The sequence below is a fragment of the Paenibacillus sp. SORGH_AS_0306 genome (assembly GCF_030819345.1).
In the GTDB taxonomy this organism is placed as follows: Bacteria; Bacillota; Bacilli; order Paenibacillales; family Paenibacillaceae; genus Saccharibacillus; species Saccharibacillus kyungheensis.
The window spans coordinates 2939940-2965935 of record NZ_JAUTBP010000001.1 but is presented as its reverse complement, the minus strand read 5'-3'; the positions used below and the strand labels follow the sequence as shown (position 1 = coordinate 2965935).

The 25996-nt window shown below is 40.0% G+C and carries 18 protein-coding genes, 1 riboswitch and 1 other annotated feature; of the genes, 16 read left to right on the top strand and 2 right to left on the bottom strand.

Annotated elements, in window-relative coordinates:
* Positions 1-5: 5 nt before the first annotated feature.
* Positions 6-2057, bottom strand: a complete 2052-nt coding sequence (locus QE450_RS12835; RefSeq protein ID WP_307299612.1) for a molybdopterin oxidoreductase family protein — start codon at positions 2055-2057, stop codon at positions 6-8.
* Positions 2058-2282: 225 nt separating this feature from the next.
* A riboswitch (SAM riboswitch) is annotated at positions 2283-2374 on the top strand.
* Positions 2375-2618: 244 nt separating this feature from the next.
* On the opposite strand from QE450_RS12835, the gene QE450_RS12830 reads away from it, so the two are divergent.
* The 10 genes from QE450_RS12830 (at position 2619) to holA (ending at position 17008) form a co-directional block, all read left to right on the top strand.
* Positions 2619-3647, top strand: a complete 1029-nt coding sequence (locus QE450_RS12830; protein ID WP_307299611.1) for a 2-hydroxyacid dehydrogenase — start codon at positions 2619-2621, stop codon at positions 3645-3647.
* Positions 3619-5106: an FGGY-family carbohydrate kinase gene (locus tag QE450_RS12825; protein WP_307299610.1), complete on the top strand. Its 1488-nt coding sequence runs from the start codon at positions 3619-3621 to the stop codon at positions 5104-5106. The genes QE450_RS12830 and QE450_RS12825 overlap by 29 nt, the downstream gene beginning before the upstream one ends.
* Before the next feature lie 42 nt (positions 5107-5148).
* Complete coding sequence (locus QE450_RS12820; RefSeq protein WP_273613139.1) at positions 5149-6408, top strand: MFS transporter; 1260 nt, start codon at positions 5149-5151, stop codon at positions 6406-6408.
* Positions 6409-6465: 57 nt separating this feature from the next.
* Positions 6466-6748, top strand: a binding site (T-box leader).
* A gap of 115 nt (positions 6749-6863) precedes the next feature.
* Positions 6864-9305, top strand: a complete 2442-nt coding sequence (gene leuS, locus QE450_RS12815) for a leucine--tRNA ligase (RefSeq protein WP_307299609.1) — start codon at positions 6864-6866, stop codon at positions 9303-9305.
* A 108-nt stretch (positions 9306-9413) separates the two neighbouring features.
* Complete coding sequence (locus tag QE450_RS12810) at positions 9414-10070, top strand: ComEA family DNA-binding protein (protein WP_307299608.1); 657 nt, start codon at positions 9414-9416, stop codon at positions 10068-10070.
* Positions 10071-10091: 21 nt separating this feature from the next.
* Entirely contained in the window at positions 10092-10595 is a 504-nt protein-coding gene (locus QE450_RS12805) for a deoxycytidylate deaminase (RefSeq protein WP_273613136.1), read from the top strand.
* A gap of 256 nt (positions 10596-10851) precedes the next feature.
* Complete coding sequence (locus tag QE450_RS12800; protein ID WP_307299607.1) at positions 10852-13602, top strand: DNA internalization-related competence protein ComEC/Rec2; 2751 nt, start codon at positions 10852-10854, stop codon at positions 13600-13602.
* 314 nt (positions 13603-13916) lie between these two features.
* Positions 13917-14465, top strand: coding sequence for an RNA polymerase sigma factor (locus QE450_RS12795; RefSeq protein WP_204823211.1), 549 nt, complete (start codon positions 13917-13919; stop codon positions 14463-14465).
* Positions 14462-15871, top strand: a complete 1410-nt coding sequence (locus QE450_RS12790) for a hypothetical protein (protein ID WP_307299606.1) — start codon at positions 14462-14464, stop codon at positions 15869-15871. The genes QE450_RS12795 and QE450_RS12790 overlap by 4 nt, the downstream gene beginning before the upstream one ends.
* A gap of 117 nt (positions 15872-15988) precedes the next feature.
* Positions 15989-17008, top strand: a complete 1020-nt coding sequence (gene holA / locus QE450_RS12785; protein WP_307299605.1) for a DNA polymerase III subunit delta — start codon at positions 15989-15991, stop codon at positions 17006-17008.
* Positions 17009-17204: 196 nt separating this feature from the next.
* Here the strand turns inward: holA and rpsT are convergent, their stop codons facing one another.
* Entirely contained in the window at positions 17205-17477 is a 273-nt protein-coding gene (rpsT, locus tag QE450_RS12780; protein WP_204823214.1) for a 30S ribosomal protein S20, read from the bottom strand.
* 221 nt (positions 17478-17698) lie between these two features.
* Here rpsT and lepA point away from each other — a divergent pair, with 221 nt between their 5' ends.
* The 6 genes from lepA to dnaK all read left to right on the top strand — a co-directional run bounded on the left by lepA (position 17699) and on the right by dnaK (position 25920).
* Positions 17699-19513 carry a translation elongation factor 4 gene (gene lepA / locus QE450_RS12775; RefSeq protein WP_273613132.1) on the top strand — a complete coding sequence of 605 codons (1815 nt, stop codon included), beginning with the start codon at positions 17699-17701 and terminating at the stop codon, positions 19511-19513.
* 352 nt (positions 19514-19865) lie between these two features.
* On the top strand, positions 19866-21056 hold the full coding sequence (gene hemW, locus QE450_RS12770; RefSeq protein WP_307299604.1) for a radical SAM family heme chaperone HemW: 1191 nt from the start codon (positions 19866-19868) through the stop codon (positions 21054-21056).
* Between the two features lie 569 nt (positions 21057-21625).
* The gene (locus tag QE450_RS12765; RefSeq protein ID WP_204823217.1) at positions 21626-22096 is read left to right on the top strand and encodes an N-acetyltransferase; all 471 of its coding nucleotides are present in this window, start codon (positions 21626-21628) and stop codon (positions 22094-22096) included.
* 187 nt (positions 22097-22283) lie between these two features.
* Positions 22284-23315, top strand: a complete 1032-nt coding sequence (gene hrcA, locus QE450_RS12760; RefSeq protein WP_204823218.1) for a heat-inducible transcriptional repressor HrcA — start codon at positions 22284-22286, stop codon at positions 23313-23315.
* Positions 23316-23379: 64 nt separating this feature from the next.
* On the top strand, positions 23380-23985 hold the full coding sequence (grpE, locus tag QE450_RS12755) for a nucleotide exchange factor GrpE (RefSeq protein ID WP_273613130.1): 606 nt from the start codon (positions 23380-23382) through the stop codon (positions 23983-23985).
* Between the two features lie 93 nt (positions 23986-24078).
* Complete coding sequence (gene dnaK / locus QE450_RS12750; RefSeq protein ID WP_307299602.1) at positions 24079-25920, top strand: molecular chaperone DnaK; 1842 nt, start codon at positions 24079-24081, stop codon at positions 25918-25920.
* The last annotated feature ends 76 nt before the right edge of the window (positions 25921-25996 follow it).

Sequence of the window (25996 nt, the reverse complement as noted above, 5' to 3'; positions counted from 1 at the left end):
AGGAGTTAACTTGATTTTTTGATTACATCGACACGACCGGAGAAGAAGGTTGCACCGCCACCCATATCAGCCAAGCGATCTGACGTGAGTGCATTAACTAGATGGGTAGCTTGCTGATTGTCAGTGTCTGCCCATAGCCCCTGGCTGACGACAACGCCTGGCAATACATGTTCACCTACAGTAGCAAGCAGTTCACAAGACCCTCGTTCATTCCATACGGTTACCCAGTCGCCATCTTCAATACCAGCATTTTGCGCATCTATTGTATTCATAAATAGCTTCGGTGACTTTTCAAGACCGATATGTTTGGCATTGTTCGAAAAGGTTGAATTTAAAAAGTTATGATTAGGTCCCGGTACAAAAATATAAGGATGAGTGCCTTGCTCATGAAGTGGTGTATAGGTTGGTAGTGGTGGTAATCCATCACGTTCCATATCGGCTGAATATAGTTCAATTTTGCCACTTGGTGTAGGCAGACGATCCGGGAAAATATATTGTCGATCTGCTTTGACATATTGATGCTGAACTAATGAATCATACGTAATATTTTTCAGTGCCGGATTAGCAGGATGATCTAAAGCTTGCCGAATTAACTGCTCATCACTATCTTGTAATGCTTCATCTTCATAACCCATGGCCTTAGCAAGCAAACGAAATACTTCGGTATTGGATTTGCTTTCACCATATGGAGCAACAACTGGTTGTTGAATCTGCATATAATGATGCCAGTACGAAGCATAGAAATCGGTATTTTCAAAAGCAGATGTTGCTGGCAAAACAATATCGGCATATTTAGCTGTTTCAGTTAAAAAGAGATCATGCACAACAGTAAACAAATCGTCTCGTGCTAATCCTTGTCTGACAAGCGTAGCTTCTGGAGTCACAACTGCTGGATTAGAATTGTACACATATAGCGATTGCACAGGTTCAGACTCTTCTAATAATACCCGTCCCAATTGATTCATATTAAAAGAACGAGTATTGCGATTAGCTAATAAGTCTGGACGTTGTAATGCATTTTCATTAAATGTTAGTTGGAACGTATTAGATTTAATAGCACCGCCACCGCGTACTAACCATTGTCCTGTGATAGCAGGTAGGCAGGCAATCGTACGTACATTCATACCGCCGTTATCATGATGTTGAAGACCATTTCCGATACGAATCAGAGCAGGGCTAGCATCGCTATACATACGAGCTAATTGATATAAATCATCGACAGGCACGCCTGTAATTGTGGATACAGTAGCAGGGTCATATTGCTTTACATGCTCACGCAATTGTTCGTGCCCTACTGTATATTGCTTCATAAAATCCTCATTCACTTTATCTTCAGCAAATAAAATATGCATCATCCCTAAAGCGAGTGCGCTATCTGTTCCTGGCAAAATCGGAATAAACCAATCCGCAGATCGTCCAGTTTGATTTTTGTGCACATCGATCACAATAACTTTAGCGCCTTTTTTGCGAGCTTGTTGCGCTAAAGTCACTTGATGCATATTAGTGCTAACTGCATTAATACCCCAGAAAATAAATAACTGTGTATCTACCGTATCTTCAGGATCGGTACCAATACTGCCACCCATTGTATATTTATAACCTGCTGAACCAGCGGCTGTGCAAATGGTGCGCTCTAAAAGACTTGCCCCCATCCGGTGGAAAAAGCGGCGATCCATCCCTTCTGCGGATAGATTGCCCATATTGCCATAGAAGCTATACGGGAGAATACTTTCAGGGCCGGAAGTGGATATTAATGTTTTCCACTTGGAAGTAATTGTAGTAATCGCTTCTTCCCATGAAATAGGTTCAAAAAGACCTTCGCCTTTTGCTCCGATCCGCTTGAGTGGAGTAGTCAGGCGCTTGGTATCATAGATACGTTCTGTCATATTACGAACTTTGTTACAGATGTTCCCTTTGGTAACAGGATGATTAGGATCTCCAGCAATTTTGATAATTTTACCTTTTTCTTTATGAACAAGCAGTCCGCACTGATCAGGACAATCCAGTGAGCAGACTGAAGGAAATACTCCATCTTGTTGATCAACATAACTAGACATACATCATGCTCCTTTCGTAATACCCATACCTTAATAATGACAGAAATAGACTTTAAATACGTTATAAACTATCATAAATCAAATTTTAGATTTAATGTTGACTTTTTTACTAGGTTTAATTAGAATAAAGAAAATTATTTCGAATTCGACAAATTTAGATGTTTTATACCTTATCGTGTCTGATATCGATTTGCAAGTTTTTTTCGACAACTACATACATTAGATTTTCTATCCAGAGAGGTGGAGGGACTGGCCCTACGAAACCTCGGCAAAAACGTGCCAATTCCAGCAAGCTTGAATCGCTTGGGAGATAGGAAAGCAGGATGAATTATTGCATTATTTTATTCGTATGATTTGAATATTATAATGAATAGATAGCGAACCTCTTTCCTTGATGTGGGAAAGAGGTTTTTTGTATATTGTCGTTGACTCAGTTGATTATATTGTCAAATAATGACCTTATTAGTAGCAAACCAAGAACTCACTATATCAAGTCACTTTCTTACTTTAAAGCTTCACTTAAATAACACTGCACCTAAGTGTACCAAAGGAGATTGAATAATGAAAATATTAATTACCGCCCCTTATCATGAGCAAGGTCGTCAACAACTAGCAGATACGTTTGGAGAAGTCATTTACCGTTGCTGGAAAGATCATGGGCAAGCTTATCAAGAAGAGGAATTGATCTCTTTATTACAAGCAACCGGAGCAGATGCCATTATTGCAGAATTAGATCAAATTACTGAAAAGGTAATTAAAGCTGTACCTCATCTGCAATTTATCGGTGTCTGTCGAGGAACTCCTTCTAATGTAGATGTACCTGTGGCTACAGATCGTCGTATTCCTGTGTTCTATACGCCAGCACGTAATGCACAAGCTGTAGCTGAAATGGTAGTCGGCAGTCTAATTACCTTTTTACGCAGTATTATTTCATCCAGCCAATGGTTAGAAGCAGGGGAATGGCAAAGTGGTAGCTTAACTGCTTATCTCAAGTTTAAAGGTAATGAACTGGCTGGCAAAACAGTCGGTATGGTTGGTTTTGGAGCAGTAGCCCAGCGTACAGCAGGTATACTACGGAGCTTCCCTTGTGATATTCGTTATTACGATCCCTATGTAACCAGCCCTGATCCGCGTGATCAAAAAGTATCGTTAGCCGAGTTATTTGCTACAAGCGATATTGTATCGATTCATTTACCTGTAACCGAAGATACCAAAGGATTAATCGGCACAGAATTATTGCAATCAATGAAAAAAGACGCCATTTTTGTGAATACTGCACGTTCTGTAGTGGTAGATCATCATGCACTGGTTGAACAATTACAACAAAATCAAATCCGTGGAGCGATTATCGATGTGTTTGATCAAGAACCGCCACTTCCTAAAGATTATGAACTGATTTCATTGCCAAATGTTTTAGCAATTCCACATTTAGCAGGTGCCACTTATGAAGTTGAAGATCATCATGTAGAAATTATGAATACGGCACTCATAGAGTGGTTTGAGCATCATAACACCGCAGTGAAAGTACTTTATAATAAAGCGATTTTGGAGGATATTAACGATGACACAAAAAGCCTATCTAGTCTTTGATATCGGTACCGGTAATGCTCGTGTAGCTGTTGTCGATATCAACGGTAACGTATTGTCGATTGAGCGAGCTGATATTTTGTATCACAATGACAATCAATATGCAGATGCACGTCATTTTATACCGGAAGTATTGTGGGAACAGATTGCAGGGCTTGCTAAGGTAGCACTATCTAACGTTCCTGATATTCAGATTATCGCTGTCACTTCAACGAGCCAGCGTCAAGGTATCGTACTGATTGATGAAGCAGGTGAATCTTATCTAGGATTACCGAATATTGATAATCGGGGACGTGAGTGGGAAGAACACTATAGCGACCAATCTTCTATTTATCCGATCACAGGCAGAACACCGTCTGCTTTATTTTCAGCAATGAAATTAGTCGGATTACGCGAGCGTCATCCTCAGCAGTATCAACGATTGAATCGTTTTACCAGTATTAGCGATTGGGTAACGTATGCGCTTAGTGGTGTGTTGAGTTACGAACCGTCTCAAGCATGTGAGACTCTTCTCTATAATGTAGAACATAGTGATTGGTCTACAGAAATGTGTCACACCTTTGGCATTGCACCAACAGTGTTGCCTTCATTAATACCTTCAGGTAGCGTGCTCGGGACATTAACGCCGGCTACAGCAGCAGAATTGAACTTGCCTGTAGATACACCTGTTATCGTAGGTGGCGGGGATACGCAATTGGCTATCCATAGTACAGGTGCAGGAGCAGAAGATATCGTTATTGTATCCGGTACAACTACACCTATCGCTAAGATTACAGATACATTTACAACAGATAAATCAGCACAAGCATGGATTAATGCGTATACAACACCACATCAATTTTTGATCGAAACGAATCCAGGTATCACCGGTCTGAACTATCAGAAATTGCAATCTATTTTCTATCCCAATGAAGGATACGCCATGATGGAGCAAGAGATGAATGAACTGGAAGAAAGTCAATGTGTAGCAGCATTAGGTTCTTATTTATCGTCTGCCAAAAATGCGCGTGTACGTGGCGGATTTCTATTCGATGCTCCACTGTCAGATCAATTAAGCCGGGCTCATTTTGTCAGATCAGCATTACACGAGATTGCTTTTTCTATCAAAGTGAATTTCGATCAATTGGCACAGGTGGTCTTGCTGGATCGTCCGTATATTTGGGCATGTGGAGGAGGACTACAGAGCCGTACACTTATTCAAAGTATTGCTGATCTATTAGGTAAAGAAATCCGTATCCGCACAGGATTTGAACATGCTTCGATTGTAGGAGCAGCTTATATCTGTAATGAAGCTTTGGATATACAGTCTACTCAGACAGAACAGATCACTACATTTCAACCACAATCTTCTGAGGCATTGCAAAAAGATTACCAACAATGGCATAAGGCGCAGCTCTTTTTTGCACAATTACAATTAGCGGAGTCTGCGACAACGGCTTCTTCATCTGAAAGTAGTATTTGAGAACAGTAGCTTACCAGTAAAGTTGAAAAAGGAGTGTATGTCATGAACGTATTAGATCGTATAGGGATTCCCAAAACATTAGTATGGGGATATCTCGGAGTATTGATTTTTATGATGGGAGATGGATTAGAAGCAGGTTGGTTAAGCCCTTATCTGGTAGAACGAGGGCTTAGCGTGCAGGATGCCAGTCTTTTATTTACGGTATATGGTATTACACTAGCAATTGCGTCATGGTTTTCTGGCGTATTTTTAGAAGCATTTGGAGCCAAAAAATCAATGTTCATTGGATTTATCGCTTATGTAATCGGTACATCTGCTTTTATCGCTTTTGGTATAACCGATCTAAATTATCCTATTATGTTATTAACGTATGCGGTTAAAGGATTTGGGTATCCATTGTTTGCTTATTCTTTTTTAACATGGGTAACTTATCGTAGTCCTGAGCACAAATTAAGTACAGCAATTGGCTGGTTCTGGGTAGCTTACTCAGGCGGGATGTTTGTATTAGGTGCATATTATTCCAGTTATGCGATCAAAAATCTAGGATATATGCAGACGTTATGGAGTGCTGTTGTGCTTGCTGGAATCGGTGCTATTTTTGCTCTGTTGATCAATCGTGACCGTTTACCCAAAAAAGCAGGCAACGCTCGTGAAACGTTACGCGAATTGGGTAAAGGATTAACGATTGTCAAAACCCATCCCAAAGTTGGATTAAGTGGTATTGTACGGGTTATTAATAGCGTAGGTTCTTACGGATTTCCTGTATTTTTACCATTACATATGGCACAATACGGAATCGCAACAGGTACATGGTTGAACATCTGGGGAACGATCTTTTTAGGAAATATCGTATTTAATCTATTATTCGGTATTATTGGTGATAAATTTGGCTGGAGACAGACCGTAATGTGGTTCGGTGGAGTAGGTTGTGGTATTTTCACATTATTATTGTTCTATGTCCCTGAATGGACAAACGGTAACTTGTGGATCACCACGATTGTTGGATTTATCTGGGGTGGATTGTTAGCGGGCTATGTTCCTATTGCAGCACTTGCTCCATCAGTAGCAGGAGGCAACAAAGGCCCTGCGATGTCTATCGTCAATCTAGGTGCTGGTTTATCCGCTTTTATTGCTCCTGCTATCGCATTTGCTTTTATCGGTGTGATCGGTGCAGAAGGAGTGGTATGGGTATTCGCGATTCTTTACTTTATCAGTGCGATTATTACCAAGTTTATTACAACTCCAGAAGAAGATGCTGCTAAAGTAGCCGGTAAACGTAAAGTCCAAGAGAATATTGCGTAATCATTGACTTTCCAGGGCGAATTTTTTAAAATAGAGCTATTGTTATATTTTATAATACAATGCTCAGTGAAAAGGAATAGTAATATTAGTAAGCATGTAATGATAGAGAGTCGACGGGTGGTGCAAGTCGATATGATGCTGATATGAACTCGCCTTGGAGATATGTTGCAAGAATATTGGAATACGCTGTTATTTTTATCAGTACATAGTCAGCGTAGTTATCCTATTTCTGAACGACATCGGCTTCCTACCGTTATCAGGCAACTAAGTGAGTGGATAGCAAAGTATGCTTGTTCACTAACTAGGGTGGTACCGCGAGACACAACCTCTCGTCCCTAGCGATATTATGCGCTATGGATGAGAGGTTTTTTTGTCGCATATGAGCAGTAAGCTATGAATGAAATACAGGTTACGACAGACACATACGATCGTCAAGATCGAAGGAGGACACATTGATGACAGATTCAAAAACAACTCAACCTGGTTATCATCCACAGCAGATCGAACCGAAGTGGCAAGGATATTGGGATCAACACAAAACATTCAAAACACAAGAAGAACCAGGTAAACCGAAATTTTATGCATTGGATATGTTCCCTTATCCATCTGGAGCAGGTCTGCATGTAGGGCATCCTGAAGGATATACAGCTACAGATATCGTGTCTCGCTACAAGCGTATGCGTGGCTTTAACGTACTTCATCCAATGGGATGGGATGCGTTTGGTCTACCAGCAGAACAATATGCAATGGATACAGGCGAACACCCACGTGATATTACATTTAAAAATATCGATAATTTCCGCCGTCAAATTAAATCATTAGGATTTTCTTATGATTGGGATCGTGAGATCAGCACAACTGACCCACAGTATTACAAATGGACACAATGGATCTTTATCCAATTGTATAACAAAGGGCTTGCTTATGTAGATGAAGTCGCTGTGAACTGGTGTGAAGCTTTAGGAACAGTACTTGCGAATGAAGAAGTTATTGATGGCAAAAGTGAACGCGGAGGACATCCGGTTGTCCGCAAACCGATGCGTCAATGGGTACTACGTATTACAGAATACGCAGAGCGTCTTTTGGACGATTTGGAAGAATTGGATTGGACCGAAAGTATCAAAGATATGCAGCGTAACTGGATCGGCAAATCTGTCGGTGCAGAAGTGCATTTTGATATTGAAGGAACCGATAAAAATCTAACCGTATTTACAACGCGTGCAGATACTTTATTTGGTGCAACATATTGCGTATTGGCTCCTGAACACGAGTTAGTTGATGTGATTACAACACCTGAGCAAAAAAATGCTGTCAAAGCGTATCAAGATCAAGCAACACATAAGAGTGATCTAGAACGTACAGATTTAGCAAAAGACAAAACAGGTGTATTTACAGGTGCTTATGCAATTAATCCAGCAAGTGGCGAGAAATTACCAATCTGGATCGCTGATTATGTACTTGCAGGTTACGGTACAGGCGCTATTATGGCGGTTCCTGCACATGATGCTCGTGACTGGGAATTTGCGAAAAAATTCGATTTGGAAATTAAAGAAGTAGTAGCTGGAGGCAGTGTACAAGAAGAAGTGTATACAGGCGAAGGCGAACATGTGAATTCTGATTTCTTAAATGGATTAAATACAACAGATGCGATTGCCAAAATGATTGCATGGCTTGAGGAAAATGGTAAAGGGCAAGGTAAAGTTACGTATCGTCTACGCGACTGGTTGTTTAGCCGTCAACGGTACTGGGGAGAGCCTATTCCTATTTTGCATTTAGAAGATGGTACGATGAAGACTGTTCCTGAATCGGAATTACCTTTATTGCTTCCTGATATCGATCAGATCAAACCTTCGGGTACAGGAGAATCACCACTGGCTAATATCACTGACTGGGTAGAAACAATCGATCCAGAAACAGGGATGAAAGCACGTCGTGAAACGAACACGATGCCACAGTGGGCAGGTAGTTGCTGGTATTACTTGCGTTATATCGATCCACATAATGATGATGCTTTGTGTTCACCAGAGAAGCAAAAACAATGGTTGCCTGTCGATCTATATATCGGTGGAGTAGAACATGCTGTACTTCACTTATTGTATGCTCGTTTCTGGCATAAAGTGCTATACGATATCGGTGTAGTCGATACCAAAGAACCTTTCCAAAAGCTTGTCAATCAAGGAATGATTCTAGGTAATAACAATGAGAAAATGAGTAAATCTCGTGGTAATGTTATTAATCCAGATGATATCGTTAGCGAATATGGTGCAGATACACTACGTTTATATGAAATGTTTATGGGACCACTGGAAGCAACGAAGCCTTGGAATGAAAATGGTGTAGAAGGCATGTATCGCTTCTTATCTCGTGTATGGCGTCTATTTATTACAGATGAAGGACAATTGAATGCCAAAATCACAGACGGTGAAGGCGATGAAGCATTCAAACGTACAGCTCACAAAACGATCAAAAAAGTAACAGAAGACTTAGACGGACTTCGTTTCAATACAGCGATTAGTCAGTTGATGATCTTTGTGAATGATGCTTACAAAACAGACGTATTGCCACGTGATCTAATGGAGAAATTCGTACAATTGTTATCTCCTCTTGCTCCACATATTGCAGAAGAACTATGGGCTCGTCTGGGTCACGAAGGAAGTATTACGTATGTAGAATGGCCTACATTTGATGAGCAATGGACAACTGAATCTGAAGTAGAAATTGTTATTCAAGTCAATGGTAAAATTGTACAACGTAACAAAATTGCTAAAGATCTGGATGCCAAAGCGATGGAAGAATCTGCACTATCCTTAGAAGCAGTTCAACAAGCGATCGAAGGCAAAACAGTTCGTAAAGTGATTGCTGTACCGGGCAAATTAGTTAATATTGTTGCTAACTAATCACTGACCGATTGATATAGCTAATATATGTATTGTTTGATCTGAAAGTAAAAAAGTAACATCGTTTAACCTCCTATGCGATGGGAGTCTATTACCGGGATTCCGGTAATGTACTGGAATCCCGACGGCAGAGGTGTCATTATGAGACGGGATATCATGTGGACAGCGGTAGTCTCCGCGGTGCTTGGAGCAGGATTGATTGTGTTTGGAACTTTACAATCCAGCGAGCAAGAAACCAAATGGACAGCTTTACATGAACAAGCACAAGCTTCACTTGTAGAAGATCAGGTAGTAACGACAACACCAAGTTCAACTTTGGCTGAATCTACATCCAAAGCAACAACAGATCAGACAGATCGCTCCAAAGGTGAAGCGTCATCGGCAACAGATTCTTCCAAAGAGAAGGTAGTCGAGGTATCCAAAGCCAAAGGTACGACTGTTACTGAAACGGCTTCTACAAGTCAGCAACCATCGATCAAGACTCCGATCGCAACATCAGAGTCTACAAGTTCAATATCATCGAATACCGAGACTGTTGCTACAAATCCAGCACCATCAGCCCGCACACAGGATGGCAAGATTAGTATTAACCATGCGAGTCTGTCTGAACTAACTGAATTGCCGGGTATTGGAGAAAAGAAAGCACAAGCGATTATTGATTATCGCAATACGCATGGCGCTTTTCGCAGTGTGAATGAACTGGATAATGTAAAAGGAATCGGTAGCAAAATGTTAGCCAAGATGTTGCCTTATGTACAGCTTTAGGGGATGTAAGGGGGAGTAAGAGTGGTACGTAAAGATTGGGATACGTATTTTATGGATATTGCTCATATGGTCTCGACACGTTCAAGATGTCCACGTCGCCATGTTGGTTCAGTACTGGTACAAGGGAAAAAGTTACTCGGTACCGCTTATAATGGAGCACCGATGGGTGTACCGGATTGTTCTGAAGATGGTTGTATGATCTCAGAAGAAGTCGAACTGGTCAAAGTAGATGGTGTGGAAACAATGGTCAAAAAGCAACGTTGTATCCGTACGATTCATGCTGAACAGAATTTGCTCCTTTTTACCGATCGGGCTGACCGCGAAGGTTCGGTCGTATATGTTACTGATGAGCCTTGTTGGACATGTGCAAATATGTTAGCCAATAGTGGTATTGTTGAGATCGTGTATTATCGTCCTTATCCTAAAGATACGCGCAAAGTTACAGCTATGATGCAGCAAAAAGGTATTATTTTCCGTCAGTTGGATCATTACAATCCACCACCTGACACCACAGTAATCAGCTAATCTCATACGATTCATCTGCCCTCATCGCAAAGTAGGGAACGATATATGGAAGAACCATTATCTTGTAAGTACACAACATCTGTAGAAGATGGATGTGGCTTAGTAAGGTAATGGTTCTTTTTTTGCGTAGAGGGCAAGATGGATATAGAGCATATAATAGCCATTTTCAAAAATAGAATGCCTGTTGAATCACATCATAATAATACAGAACGATTGATTTTTTTTCGAAAAACAAATAAGAACGGAGAGAGAAGTATTGCAAACACGTCCACTGGTTGCTTTATGCGTGATATGGGTTGGAGGAAGCATGATCGCTTGTCTGGCAAGCGAATATATCTGGTGGGTATTGAGCGGACTAAGTTTGATTTTATTTTCAGCGTATCTGATATTTCCGCAGATTCAACGTTCTATACTTATACTTGGCTCTGTAATATTGATTGCATCAATCTACTGGCACTGGAATGAAGTACGTAATAGTAGTGATATTCCAGCTACACTTCAACTTCAAGAGTCGCAGATGATCGATCAGCCGGTGCAAGGTAAAGGTATAATTGCCAGTCCGATCAAAGTCGATGGAGATCTGGTTACTTTTTTTATGAATATATATCAATTACAAGAAGATCAGTCACTTACTACACCAGAAAAGGTAAGAATTCAACTGAAATTAGCAACTGAAGCAGAATTACAGACAGCAGCTTTATGGCAACGTGGAGACCATATAAAGATTCAAGGGATATGGAAAGTTCCTGGAGAAGCTCGTAATTTTAATACATTTGATTATCGTCATTATCTACGTACTCAATATGTACACTGGATTATTAGCGCCAAAGGAGCAACATCGCTAGAACAAACAACTGTACCTTTATCTCAAATAACGATGTGGAAATGGGAATTATTACGTTATAACGATCAAGTTCGAGCTAATTTGGGAGCGCGAATTGATATGCTATTTGATGATCATGATCGTGGATATATGAAAGGGTTATTGATAGGCGATTCCGGTGACCTTGATCCCGAGACATTTGCTTCTTTTTCCAGACAAGGATTAACTCATATTCTTGCTATATCCGGTCTACATGTAGCGATTTATACAGCGATTTTGTTGTGGTTATTACGTCAGATGAAGATTACCAAAGAACGGGCTTGCTTAATTGTCATAGTGTTACTGCCTATTTATGTGTTATTAACAGGTGCTTCTCCTTCAGCGGTTCGTGCAGGAATAATGGGAATGATCGGTCTATATGCGCTTAGTCGGGGAATACTCAAAGATGGATTACATATATTATGTGCTGCTTGTATAGGAATGTTGTTATATGAACCTTATTATTTACTGAATGTTAGTTTTCAATTATCTTTTATCGTCACTGCTGGATTGGTTATTTTTGTGCCGTTAGTTCAACCGTTACTTCAGAAGTTACCACCCAAATGGGCAGGAGCGTTAGCAGTAACATGGGTAGCTCAGATAATTTCGTTTCCTTTAACGATTTATTATTTTAATCAGTTTTCGATTTTATCATCGGTTGCTAATTTTATTCTTGTTCCAATTGTAAGTTTGATTGTATTGCCTGTTGGGTCGCTTGTACTTGCGCTTAGTTATCTGTGGTTGCCAGTAGCGAATAGCGTGGGAAATGTGATCTCCTGGATTAATACATGGACATTTCATCTGGTAGATTGGATCGATATCGTACCCGGAATCTTAACAATCTGGTATTCACCATCTATCTTATGGATTTTGTTATATTATGTAATGCTATATACAGGTTTGCGTTGTCTACAACATATAATGCAGTGGCAATTTCGCGAACAATCTGTGCATCATTCTTTGATAAATGGGGATACCACTAATCAGCAAGAGGCTTACACTCAGCCGTTAGATCAACGTCTTTTTGTCACAAATCATTTTAATAATTATAGTAGTCATCATACGCAATCTTTTTTCTCGCTTATCCATAAAATACAATCTAGCTGGCATGCTATTGCTTATATATCTCCATGGATGAAGCGTAGGTATATAGCTTGTTGTGCAAGTGGCTTAGTCATGATGGGTTTAATTGCGTATGGATATACTCAACCTATCACTTCAGGAGCAGGAACAGTCCAGTATTTAGATGTCGGACAAGGAGATAGCATTTTGATTACTACGCCACAAGGAAAACATATATTAGTAGATGGTGGCGGAACGATGACATTTGAACGTCCTGGACAAGAATGGAGAAAACGAAAAAATCCATACGAGATCGGCAACAAGTTACTTGTGCCATTATTGAAAAAGCGAGGGATACATTATTTAGATGCTGTACTTTTAACTCATGGGGATCATGATCATGCAGGAGGATTGCTAGCTGTTATCGAACAGATTCCTGTACATCATTTTATTTTTAATGGTACGTTGCCGGATGGAGACAGTCTCAATCCTTTAATGAAGACTATACTGGATCAACAGATTCCTTTGATTGCACCTATACCGGGTAGTGAATTACAGATAGATGATCAGACAACGTTAACCTTTTTAGCTCCGGAAACGCCGAATCAAAGGAATGCAACATCTACCTATACCAAAGGATTACCACGCGAAGAAAATCAAAATCATTATTCTGTCGTTTTTTTACTTACGATGAATCAACGTCATTTTTTGTTTACAGGAGATGCAGATCAAGCAGAAGAACAAGGGATTTTATATCAGCTTCAACAATCTTCTACTTTTAAAAATAATTCCGTTTTTACAGCATCATTAGCGGAGTCTACTTTTCCTATTGATGTACTCAAAATTGGTCATCATGGTAGCAAAACGTCTTCTTCCAGTGAGTGGCTACAGTACTGGCAACCTGCTCTATCTGTTATTTCTGTAGGAGCTACCAATACATATGGTCATCCTACAGAAGAAGTATTAGAGCGAATAGAACAGGTAGATTCAGAAGTCGCTCGAACCGATCTTCAAGGAGAAATACAGATTCAAGTACATCCAGATGGAGAAATGTTACAGCGGGTCATGTATCCTTTACCATAATACTTGTATTGTAGATAAGCTAATGTATACACTTGTATTTGTATTCATCTCCGCTGTCGGGATGACGAATACAAGTGTTTCTGTTATTCTAAATACAGTCTTGAACCGTTTACATCTTTGCATTCGATTCGGATGAATCCTACATAGGGTAAGTCTTTATAACAACAGAGTTCACATCTTCCAGCAATGCAAGATAAAGCGCGTAGACCACTAATTATTCAAATGAATCAAAACATTAAAATTAATTTGAAAATAACTGCAACTATTAGGCAATAGATTGCGTCTGAATAGTTGTAAGGAGAGGGGGATCCTCCGTGGTGGAGCAGGGACTCATCAAGGCCGCCCAAGCGGGAGACCGGGATGCTCTAATCACCCTATTAAGAGAGATAGAACATCATGTCTACAAAACGGCATATTACATTTTAAATAATGAACAAGATGCTCTAGACGCGGCTCAGGAAGCTTTGATCCGTATTTATACCAAAATCGGTTCCTATGAAGAAAAAGCACAATTCAAAACATGGGTACAACGAATCGTAACAAATGTATGTATTGATAAATTTAGACGTAGCAAGCCGACGGTCTCGATTGATGAGCATGAGATGGTTTTTGAAGGTCGCGATAATGTAGAACACGATGTTATGCGTGCTTATACATCAGAAGATGTACGTGAAGCGATCAATCAATTACCGGAGCATCACCGAACCGTTATTGTACTCCGTTATATTCAAGATTTATCCTATAACGAAATAGCAGATTGTCTTGATTTGCCATTGAATACTGTGAAATCGTATTTGTTTCGTGCCCGTCAACAATTACAGAGTCTGCTTGCAGATTATGAGAAAGGAGGAGTGACTGGATGAAACGTGAAGTAGCGGAAGAATGGATGAACCGCTATTTGGACGGTGATCTAAGCGAGGAAGATGCTGATATCCTGTTCCGCCATATCGATAATAATCCTGATGATGCGGATACATTTCGAATAATGAGCGCTTTATCTTTACAGCTTGAGAAATTACCTGATGTCAAACCCAAATTTAGTCTAGTCGATTCTATATTACCTACTTTAGATGATATCGATGCCGAACGTCGTGCTGAGATTGCTTCTGATATTGGCATTATGGAACCGCAACATGAGAAACAAGATGAATTTACAGAACGTCGTAGACAGCGCAGTTCATGGCGAGATCGCTTGCCAGTACGAACGATTGGTGGACTGGTTGCTGCTGGTGTTATTCTTGGAGTTTCGATTGCAACTTATGAACCCAAAACACTTTCAGATGCAGGACCAGCACCGTCTGCGATAAGTATGGAGCAACAGACCAAAGATCAAGAAACAGGCGCAGCGAAATCGAAAGCTGAACAAGATGCTACCTTACAAGCACCTGCAACCAATACGCCTGAATCAACAACTTCACCTGAAACGAACACACAACCACAGTCTGAAGAATCACAAAAAGTAACACCTGACAGTGGAAGTGGAACATTAGATCAACAACCAACAACGCCGGATAAATCGACTCCTGATACAGGCACAGGCACTAGCCAGGAAAGCACTCCTTCTTCAGGAAACAAGGGAGGCAATCCGCCAGCAAGTTCCCAGACTGCACCAGAATCAAGTCCGCCGAGTTCAGGCAATGGTACAAGCAACAATGAAGATCAGTTGATGAGAGAGCAACAAATCGCACCAGATACAGATAGTAGTGGTACGAGCGAATCATCTCCTGCAACAGGGACAGATGAAGGAACAGCAGATAGCAGTTCTTCCAACAGTTCCAAATCAACAGACAGCACTACCCCAAGTACTGCAAATAACGATGAATCATCATCTCCAGTAGCACCAAAAGCAAGTACAGATGATAGTTCATCCAAAGATAGTTCAGCATCTAAAGACAATGCTTCTGGCACTACGCCTGATGCATCCAATAATGATGCTACACCTAAAACGTATAGTCTAGCACCGGAAGCTGATTCTAAAGCCAAAGATGATAGCAAAGTTCGTTCATTTAGTACGAATACGATACAGCAAGAACAAGAGTGGGTATCTCCGAGTTCATCATTTGCAGTGGTGTTAACCACATCGAATACGTTGCGACTCGATAGCTTATCCAAAAACAATATCAATGGTCGTACAGTTGTGGCTACAGCTACAATTGATGGTACGTGGTTAAATGGTCAATGGACCAAAGACGGCAAAATATTTAATTATCAAGTAGCTAAAGAAGGCAAAACCAAATGGTATAAACTTTCTACAGCCGGACTTCAGTAATATCGATGTACGTGATAACAAGTGTAAACAAAGAACTTTCCGAGTATTTTGGAAAGTTCTTTGTCGTATGCTCCTTTTTCCGTTAAAATAAAAAGGACGAACTTGGGGGGACGGAGTATGGACTTAAAAACAGCAAGTAAAGATATTAAAAATAATCAGCCAGCGGCTATTTATGTATGCTATGGCAATGAAAAATATCGTATTCGTGAATTTATTGATTTTGCGACAGCTCAACTGATTGAACCCGAACATAAAGACTTTGCTTTAGCTCAGTACGATCTTGCAGAGACACCGCTGGAAACGGTAATTGAAGAAGCTGAAGAGATTCCTTTTATGGTGCCGCGCAAATTAATGATTGTGAAGGATTCTTCTGTGCTGACAGCAGGCAAAGATACCAAAATCGAACATCGTATCGATTCGTTACTTAAATATATGGAACATCCTGCTGAGTACAGTATTATTATTTTCTGGGTACAGGGTGAAAAGTTAGATGAGCGTAAAAAAATAGTCAAAGCTCTCAAATTATCATCAGCTTGTATCTTACCATTCCAACCGATGAGTGCAGATGAATTGTTACAATGGTTGATCCGTCATGCTAAAAAGTTAGAATGTGAATGTTCTACAACCGCCGCAGAGGCACTTGTACAGTCTGCAGGGACAGGATTGGGTATTTTAGCGGCAGAGATGGATAAGCTGTGTCTACACGCAGGCAAAGGCGGTACAATCACAGTCGAAGATGTACATCACCTTGTTGCACGCAGTACAGAGCAAAATGTATTTGCATTAGTCGAGCAGATTGCTGCTGTTCGCTTAGAGCAAGCTTTGACTATTTTCTATGATTTACTAAAACAACGTGAAGAGCCGATTAAAATTGCCGCTCTGATTGCTCGTCAATTCCGAATCATGTTGCAAGTCAAGGAATTAGCAGGGCAGAATTATTCGCAACAGCAGATGGCTTCTCAATTAAGTCTGCATCCGTATGTAGTGAAGTTAGCCGGTGAACAAGCTCGCAAATTCGATAGTCAGAAATTACGCTCGATTTTGGCACATCTAGCCAGACTGGATTATCAGATGAAAACAGGAGCGATTGATAAAGTATTGGGGTTGGAAATGTTTTTGTTACGTTTGGGAGCTTGAGATGCGTGGCATAAGCAATGTATAAAAATAATATATACCAAAATAAATAAAAAAGGCTTACCCGCAATCTATTGTCTGTGGGTAAGCCTTTTTTTGTAACTTCAAAGCAACAAAATAAACCCCTGTTCGGAATGGCCGAAGCAGGGGTTTATCATATGCAGATGATGAATACATTCAATCATCTGTTGCACGAAATTTAGCCTTGGCTAGAAATCGCGTTTAGTTTTTTAGCCAAACGGGATTTTTTGCGAGCAGCCGCATTTTTGTGGACAAGACCTTTAGTAGCAGCTTTATCAAGCTTCTTGGAAGCAGCGATTACAGCAGCTTTTGCAGCTTCTACATCAGTATTCACAAGTGCAGTATCAGCAGCTTTAACTGTTGTACGAAGAGCAGACTTCTGAGAAGCGTTCAACGCACGACGTTTTTCACTAGTTTTTACACGTTTCACCGCGGATTTAATGTTAGGCAATTACATTCACCTCCTGTAGAGCATATACGTATTCTTCACAACTTTAAATATTCTATCATGTACCCTAGGCAAATGCAATACCATTATTGACTATAAGCAATGATATTTCAGATGTGGGATTGCTGTAAAATCGCTCAACTGCTATAATAAACGGATTAATGGGATTGTTGATTTTTTTCAATAATCAGCAGTATATTTCAGGCTTGTGTTGGGGGTAAGGCATGACTGATATGTCAGTAAGACAACAAAAAATTCGTAATTTTTCAATCATTGCGCATATAGACCACGGTAAATCCACTTTGGCTGACCGTATTTTGGAATATACAGGCGCGCTCACTTCGCGTGAGATGCAAGCACAAGTACTCGATCAAATGGACTTGGAACGTGAACGTGGAATCACGATCAAATTACAAGCCGTTCGTCTTGTGTACAAAGCAGATGATGGTGTGGAATATCTGCTGAATCTGATTGATACACCGGGACACGTCGATTTTACGTATGAAGTATCTCGTAGTCTAGCAGCCTGTGAAGGCGCTTTGCTTGTCGTTGATGCGGCGCAAGGTATCGAAGCTCAGACGTTAGCTAACGTTTATTTGGCGTTAGATAACAATCTAGAAATTTTGCCAGTCATCAACAAAATCGATCTTCCAAGTGCTGATCCTGAACGGGTGAAGCAAGAAGTCGAAGATGTTATTGGACTGGATGCAAGCGACGCTGTACTGGCTTCTGCCAAAGCAGGAATCGGTATTAAGGAAATCTTGGAGCAAGTGGTACAAAAAGTACCTGCACCTACAGGCGATCCGAATAAGCCGCTTAAAGCATTGATTTTTGATTCTCATTATGATCCGTATAAAGGCGTTATTGTCTATATTCGTGTTATTGATGGCAAAATCAAATCCGGTTCCAAAATTAAAATGATGGCAACAGGTAAAGAATTTGAAGTTATTGAAGTAGGCGCATTTATGCCACGGATGGCGATTGTCGATGAATTGAATGTAGGGGATGTAGGATTTATCGTAGCGGGGATCAAAACCGTTGGCGATACCAGTGTCGGTGATACGGTCACTGATGCTAAGAATCCAACACCAGAACCTTTACCAGGTTATCGCAAAATCAATCCAATGGTATATTGCGGACTGTATCCTATCGAATCTTCCGATTATATCGATCTCCGTGAAGCTTTAGAGAAATTGCAATTGAATGATGCTTCGCTCAGCTTTGAGCCTGAATCTTCAAGCGCACTTGGCTTTGGTTTCCGTTGCGGATTCTTAGGACTGCTTCATATGGATGTTATTCAAGAGCGTATTGAGCGTGAGTTCAATATTCCTTTGATTACAACCGCTCCAAGTGTTATTTACAAAGTAACATTGACTAACGGCGACGTCATGACGATCGACAACCCTTCGAACTATCCAGAAGTGGGCAAGATCGAATATGTAGAAGAGCCTTATGTCAAAGCATCCATTATCGTACCGAACGATTATGTAGGTACAGTTATGGAATTGTGTCAGAATAAGCGTGGCGAATTTATCAACATGGAATATCTGGATACCACTCGTGTAACGATTACGTATCAAGTGCCTTTGTCTGAGATCGTTTATGACTTCTTTGACCAATTGAAATCTAGTACTAAAGGGTATGCTTCATTTGATTATGAAGTGTCTGGATACCGCAAATCGAATCTGGCGAAAATGGATATTTTGCTTAACGGCGAACAAGTCGATGCACTATCCTTTATCGTTCACCGCGAACGTGCGTATCATCGCGGCCGGATCATTTGTGAAAAATTACGTGAATTGATTCCGCGTCAAATGTTTGAGATTCCTATCCAAGCATCTGTCGGAACCAAAGTTGTTGCCCGCGAAACAGTGAAAGCGATGCGTAAAAACGTATTGGCTAAATGTTATGGTGGTGACATTTCTCGTAAACGTAAATTGCTAGACAAGCAAAAAGAAGGTAAAAAACGGATGAAACAAGTCGGTAATGTCGAAGTGCCTCAAGAAGCATTTATGGCAGTACTGAAAATTGATGATTAAAGCGCTTGGCACCATAAGCGCGATTTCTTCTAGTCCAATCCAACAATGATTTTTGCAAAGCAAAATATCTTACGATTAGCGCTTGGCACCATAAGCACTTCTTCTAATCTTGTACTACGATAATTGCAATACTAGGATCATTCGGGGAGAGCCGCAAGGCTTTCCCTTTTGTCCTAGCACTTAGCAGTATAAGTGCGACCAAGTTCAATCCAAAATGATTTTTGCAAAGCAAATATCTTTCTATTATCTTTCTATCAGCGCTTGGTATTATCAGCACATGCCAGTATTAGCGCTTGCCACTATGAAACGCATTAGCAACACTACTATCCACAAACGGGGAGGAAAAAGAGTCATGAATAGCAATGTAAACAGCGACGCGCCCCGTGCGATCTATATGCACATTCCTTTTTGCACGAATAAGTGCTTTTACTGCGACTTTAATTCTTATGTTCTCAAAGATCAGCCAGTAATGGATTATTTACGGGCGTTGGAACGTGAGATGGAATATACAGTACAACAGACTCCACCTGGGGTTATTGATACGATTTTTGTTGGTGGAGGTACACCAACCGTTCTCAAAAACGACGAAATGGAATACTTTTTACAAAGTATTCGCAAGCATTTTCCCAATTGGTCTGAAAATATCGAATTTACAATGGAAGCGAATCCGGGTACAACCGATCTGGAAAAAATGGCGATTATGAAAGCTGGCGGAGTCAATCGTGTAAGTTTTGGCGTACAAGCATTTCAAAATGAGCTATTAACAGGGATTGGGCGTATTCATAATATTGATGACGTATATCGTAGTCTGGAAAATGCACGTAAAGTAGGTTTAAATAACTTATCAATCGATTTGATGTTTGGTTTACCGAATCAGACTTTAGATATGCTGTCATACAGTATTGATCGTGCGTTAGAGTTAGATTTGCCCCATTATTCGATTTATAGCTTGAAAGTTGAAGAAAATACACTATTCCATACGATGTTCCAAAAAAATCAACTTCCGTTACCCGATGAAGATGATGAATTGAATATGTACCTTCTTCTGATGGAACGCATGAAAAAAGCAGGTTACGAGCAGTACGAGATCAGTAACTTTGCCAAACCGGGCTATAGCAGTCGTCATAATACCACCTACTGGCATAATGAAGATTATTATGGGCTTGGTGCAGGAGCACACGGGTATGTTGGTGGGAAGCGTCATATGAATATCAAGGGTGTAAATCCTTATAACGAAGCCGCAATGAAAGGCTTACCGCGATTAGAACAGTTTGAAGTAGATCGCGAAGAAGCAATGGAAGACTTTATGATGGTAGGCTTGCGCTTGTTAGATGGCGTATCCAAAGAACGCTTTGTACGTCAATTTGATGGAGCACAGTTAGATGATATTTTCCGTCCACAAATTGAAAAATTATTACGGTTAGCTTTAATTGAACCGACAACAGGAGGTTATAAATTAAGCGAAAAAGGGCTGTTATTCGGTAACGATGTTTTTGGAGAATTTGTAGGCAGTCTAGTGCACGAAGCAGAAACTGCTCAATAATATAACGATATAGTAAAAACCTGAAGAGTAATTCTTCAGGTTTTTTGTTTGTATTTTACATAAAAATCGATAATAAACAGCTGAATAAAACCGAAATTATGCAATTACATGAATAATTAATGTGGATTTGGTTAAATGGTAACTAATATATCGTGCAATCTAAAGTGTATAACATAAAAGTGATCTATATATAAACAACCATTAACAGAAAATACCGATAGATCAGCTCATTAATATAGAGAATATGAATGTAAAGCTAAAATTTTTATCGTAAATCAAAAAAAACTATAATCAAAAGCAATGTCATTATCCGATAAAAATAATATAAATTTCTTCTAAAAATCTATTGAAATATCATTCATCTTAATGTATATTTATACGTATTCACTTATAAGATTCAATATTGAAGTATATGAGGACAGTTTACAATTCCAATGATCTATTAAATAAAAAGCGATTTTTAAATAAACATTTCAAATTAAAAATACAAACATAAATGGTATACGGATTAGATCAAATGATTAAATAGTCTCAATAGATCCGCATCACCTTATGAGGAGGAAAGCAAAATGCCTGCCGTAGTGACTTGTAGAGCAGCAGTACTGGAAGATGTCGAACCACTGTATCAAATGATTGCAGGTTATGCCGAGCAAGGGATTATGCTTCCGCGTTCTCGTGAGGCGTTGCAACGTCAATTGAAACATTTTGTTGTCGCTGAGATTGATAACGAATTGGTCGGTTGTGGATCACTTTGTCAATTAGGCAAAGACCTTGTTGAGATACGTTCTTTGGGCATTTCAGATGGTCATAAAGGGCAGGGCATAGGTTCCAAGTTAGTAGATACACTACTAGAACATGCTGCTGCTAGAAAGCTTCCTAAAGTCATGGCTTTGACGTATGAAGTTTCTTTTTTCAAAAAGAATGGATTTGAAGTTGTCGATACTAGCATTTTTCCTGAAAAAGTATGGACAGATTGCGTTCACTGCCCCAAACAACATTGTTGTGATGAAATCGCTGTTTTGAAAGTTATTGCTGTATAAATCAAAAAGTATAGCCATATAATCAAATATATATTAAAAAACAGCCAAACTAACTTGACAATAATCGAGTCAGTTTGGTATTTTTGTATTAGTCGTTAGCACTCATGTTGATTGAGTGCTAACGATAAGCAAAAGTGTTACATCAAATTCAAGATCAAACTGGATATGATTAGAAGGAGGGAACTACATGTTAACCGAGCGTCAAAAGATGATTCTAAATGCGATCGTGGATGATTATATTCGTTCGGCAGAGCCTGTCGGGTCCCGCAGTATATCCAAACGTGGCGATGTGCAATACAGCCCGGCTACGATTCGGAATGAAATGGCGGATCTAGAAGAGTTAGGTTTTCTAGAACAGCCGCATACTTCAGCTGGACGTATTCCTTCTCATAAAGGATATCGTTATTATGTGGATCATCTGACTCCTTTTCAACCGATCGGCGCTTCAGATGTAAAAGAACTCAAACAATTTTTTACAGAGAAATTAACAGCCGCAGAGCAGGTTATACAGCATGCTGCTATGGTTTTGTCGCATATGACAAACTATACTTCGATTCTATTAGGGCCTGAAGTGTTTAATACATCATTACGTCATTTTCAGTTAATCTCACTGGATGATCAGACAGCGCTAGCAATTATAGTGACGAATACCGGACAAGTAGAAAACCGTAAAATTCGTATTCCAGAAGGTGTCGCTGTTTCTGAATTGGAACAGGTAGTCAATTTACTGAATAGCAAATTGATCGGCGTTCCTCTGTATAAATTAAAATCACGTATCTTTTCAGAAATTGGAGAAGAGATGCAGCGCCATATGAATCATTATGAAGAAGTGATGAGTACACTCAATGCTGCTTTTGATCAGGATCAAGAACAGAAGATTTTTTTGAGTGGTGCTACCAATATGCTGATTCAACCGGAATTTAAAGATATGGATAAAGTGAAAAGTATTCTCGATCTACTCGAAGAAACTCCAACACTATCCAAAATAATTACCGAAGCTTCGGCACCAAATGGTATTCAAGTACGTATAGGTACAGAGAATAGACATGAGGCTTTTGAAAATTGTAGTCTGATTACAGCCACTTATGAAGTGAACGGCGAATCGTTAGGAACGATTGGTATACTGGGACCTACACGAATGGAGTATGCTAAAGTAATCGGTATTCTAAATGTTTTGTCTCGTGATATGACTAAAATTTTGAATCATTGGTATCGCTAGTAGATACTATTTCAATATAAATATAATAATCTGTTATTAACGTATTTTAAGGAGGTGAACAATCTTGAATAAAGAGCAATCCTTTCAAGAAAATAATCAATCGGAGCAAGAAATCCCGGTTAATCATACAGAAACTGAAGCTGTAGAGAGCGAAGTACCTGCTCCTGAAGCAACAGAAGGTTCTACAACAGCCGATACTGGATCTGATGAAATGGTATCCAAAGCTGAATTAGAACGTGTACAGGCACAACTAGAAGAGCAGACACAACGTGTTCTACGTGCTCAAGCGGATTTTGATAATTTCCGTCGTCGTACACAAAAGGAAAAAGAAAACTTGGCGAAATATGCTTCCGAGCAATTGATTACCGAGTTGATTCCGGTTGTTGATAACTTTGGACGCGCTATGGCAACTAAGCCGGAAAGCCCTGAACTAGAATCATTTAACAAAGGTATTGATATGATCTTCCGTCAGTTGGACGAAGTGCTTAAAGGAGCAGGCTTGACACAAATGGACGCTGTAGGGCAACCATTCAACCCTGAACTTCACCAGGCTGTGATGCAAGTCGAGTCTGATGAGCATGAAGAAGGTATCGTTGTTGAAGAATTGCAAAAAGGTTATGTACTGAAAGATAAAGTACTTCGCCCGGCAATGGTTAAAGTAAGTAGCTAATACAACTTTTTCTTTAAGGTGTATTATTGCTGAATGTATGATTACAACAACTTTTAAAAATATATTAAATAGATGCTAGGAGGAAGTTTTGCGATGAGTAAAGTAATTGGTATTGACTTAGGTACAACAAATTCATGTGTAGCAGTAATGGAAGGCGGCGAAGCTGTCGTTATCCCAAATCCAGAGGGTGCACGTACAACTCCTTCTGTTGTAGGTTTCAAAAAAGACGGTGAGCGTATTGTTGGTGAAACAGCAAAACGTCAATCGATCACTAACCCTGACCGTACAATTAGCTCAATCAAACGTCATATGGGTACAGATCACAAAGAATCTATTGATGATAAGAGCTACAGCCCGCAAGAAATTTCAGCTATGATTTTGCAAAAATTAAAATCAGATGCAGAAGCTTACTTGGGTCAAACGGTAACTCAAGCAGTTATCACTGTTCCTGCTTACTTCAACGATAGCCAACGTCAAGCAACAAAAGATGCTGGTAAAATTGCAGGTCTTGAAGTACTACGTATTGTCAACGAACCTACAGCAGCAGCGCTTGCATACGGTTTGGAAAAATCAGAAGATCAAACGATCCTTGTATATGACCTTGGTGGTGGTACGTTTGACGTATCGATCCTTGAACTAGGCGACGGATTCTTTGAAGTAAAAGCAACCAGTGGTGACAATCACCTTGGTGGTGATGACTTTGACCAAGTGGTTATCGATTACTTGGTAAGTGAATTCAAAAAAGATCAAGGCTTGGACTTGAGTAAAGATAAAGCAGCAGTACAACGTCTTAAAGATGCAGCTGAAAAAGCGAAAAAAGAATTGTCCGGTGTATTAACAACGACGATTTCTCTTCCGTTTATCACTGTTGTAGATGGCGTACCTCAGCATTTAGAAGTAAACTTAACTCGTGCTAAATTCGAAGAATTGGCTGCTCCATTGGTTGAGCGTACACTTGGACCTACTCGTCAAGCGATCAAAGACTCCGGTCTAAGCGCTAGCGAAATTGACAAAATTGTATTGGTTGGTGGATCTACACGTATTCCAGCAGTACAAGAAGCAATCAAAAAATTAACAGGTAAAGACCCTCATAAAGGTGTTAACCCTGATGAAGTTGTAGCATTGGGTGCTGCTGTACAAGCAGGTGTCTTGACTGGTGATGTTAAAGACGTTGTCTTGCTTGACGTAACTCCATTGTCTCTTGGTATTGAAACAGCAGGTGGCGTATTTACTAAAATGATCGAGCGTAATACAACGATCCCTACAAGTAAATCACAAGTATATTCCACATATGCTGATAACCAAACAAGCGTAGAAATCCATGTACTTCAAGGTGAACGCGAAATGGCAGCAGGTAACAAAACATTAGGTCGTTTCATGTTGGGTGATATTCCTGTTGCTCCTCGTGGCGTACCACAAATCGAAGTTACTTTTGATATCGATGCGAACGGTATTGTTAATGTATCTGCTACAGATAAAGGTACAGGTAAGAGCCAAAAAATCACAATCACATCTTCTAGCGGCTTGAGCGATGATGAAGTTGAACGTATGATGAAAGATGCTGAGCTTCATGCTGACGAAGATCGTCAACGTAAAGAATTGGTTGAAGTTAAAAACAGTGGTGACCAATTGATCTACTCTGTTGAAAAAACAATCAAAGATCTTGGCGAAAAAGCAGATGCAGCTGAAGTAGAAAAAGCAAATGCAGCTAAAGAAACATTGAAAACGGCTTTGGAAGGCGACGATGTAGAAGCAATCAAATCTGCTACAGAAGCGCTAAGTGAAGTGGCTCAAGCTCTTGCTGTTAAATTGTACGAGCAAGCTGCACAAGAAGGTCAAGCAGCAGAAGGTACTGAAGGCACAACAACTCAAAAAGATAACGTTGTTGACGCTGAGTACGAAGTGGTTGACGAAGACGAGAAAAAAGATAAATAATTAGCACCACATAAAATAACATTTATGAAGTGGGAAGGTCAAAGCCGGGGCATCCCGTGCTTTGACTTTCGTTTGT

What these genes read in the sequence shown, in the direction of transcription:
- QE450_RS12835 (WP_307299612.1), bottom strand. Translation starts at nt 2,057, where the DNA reads ATGTCTAGTTATGTTGATCAACAAGATGGAGTATTTCCTTCAGTCTGC.
- QE450_RS12830 (WP_307299611.1), top strand. Translation starts at nt 2,619, where the DNA reads ATGAAAATATTAATTACCGCCCCTTATCATGAGCAAGGTCGTCAACAA.
- QE450_RS12825 (WP_307299610.1), top strand. Translation starts at nt 3,619, where the DNA reads ATGACACAAAAAGCCTATCTAGTCTTTGATATCGGTACCGGTAATGCT.
- QE450_RS12820 (WP_273613139.1), top strand. Translation starts at nt 5,149, where the DNA reads ATGAACGTATTAGATCGTATAGGGATTCCCAAAACATTAGTATGGGGA.
- leuS (WP_307299609.1), top strand. Translation starts at nt 6,864, where the DNA reads ATGACAGATTCAAAAACAACTCAACCTGGTTATCATCCACAGCAGATC.
- QE450_RS12810 (WP_307299608.1), top strand. Translation starts at nt 9,414, where the DNA reads ATGTACTGGAATCCCGACGGCAGAGGTGTCATTATGAGACGGGATATC.
- QE450_RS12790 (WP_307299606.1), top strand. Translation starts at nt 14,462, where the DNA reads ATGAAACGTGAAGTAGCGGAAGAATGGATGAACCGCTATTTGGACGGT.
- holA (WP_307299605.1), top strand. Translation starts at nt 15,989, where the DNA reads ATGGACTTAAAAACAGCAAGTAAAGATATTAAAAATAATCAGCCAGCG.
- lepA (WP_273613132.1), top strand. Translation starts at nt 17,699, where the DNA reads ATGACTGATATGTCAGTAAGACAACAAAAAATTCGTAATTTTTCAATC.
- hemW (WP_307299604.1), top strand. Translation starts at nt 19,866, where the DNA reads ATGAATAGCAATGTAAACAGCGACGCGCCCCGTGCGATCTATATGCAC.
- QE450_RS12765 (WP_204823217.1), top strand. Translation starts at nt 21,626, where the DNA reads ATGCCTGCCGTAGTGACTTGTAGAGCAGCAGTACTGGAAGATGTCGAA.
- hrcA (WP_204823218.1), top strand. Translation starts at nt 22,284, where the DNA reads ATGTTAACCGAGCGTCAAAAGATGATTCTAAATGCGATCGTGGATGAT.
- dnaK (WP_307299602.1), top strand. Translation starts at nt 24,079, where the DNA reads ATGAGTAAAGTAATTGGTATTGACTTAGGTACAACAAATTCATGTGTA.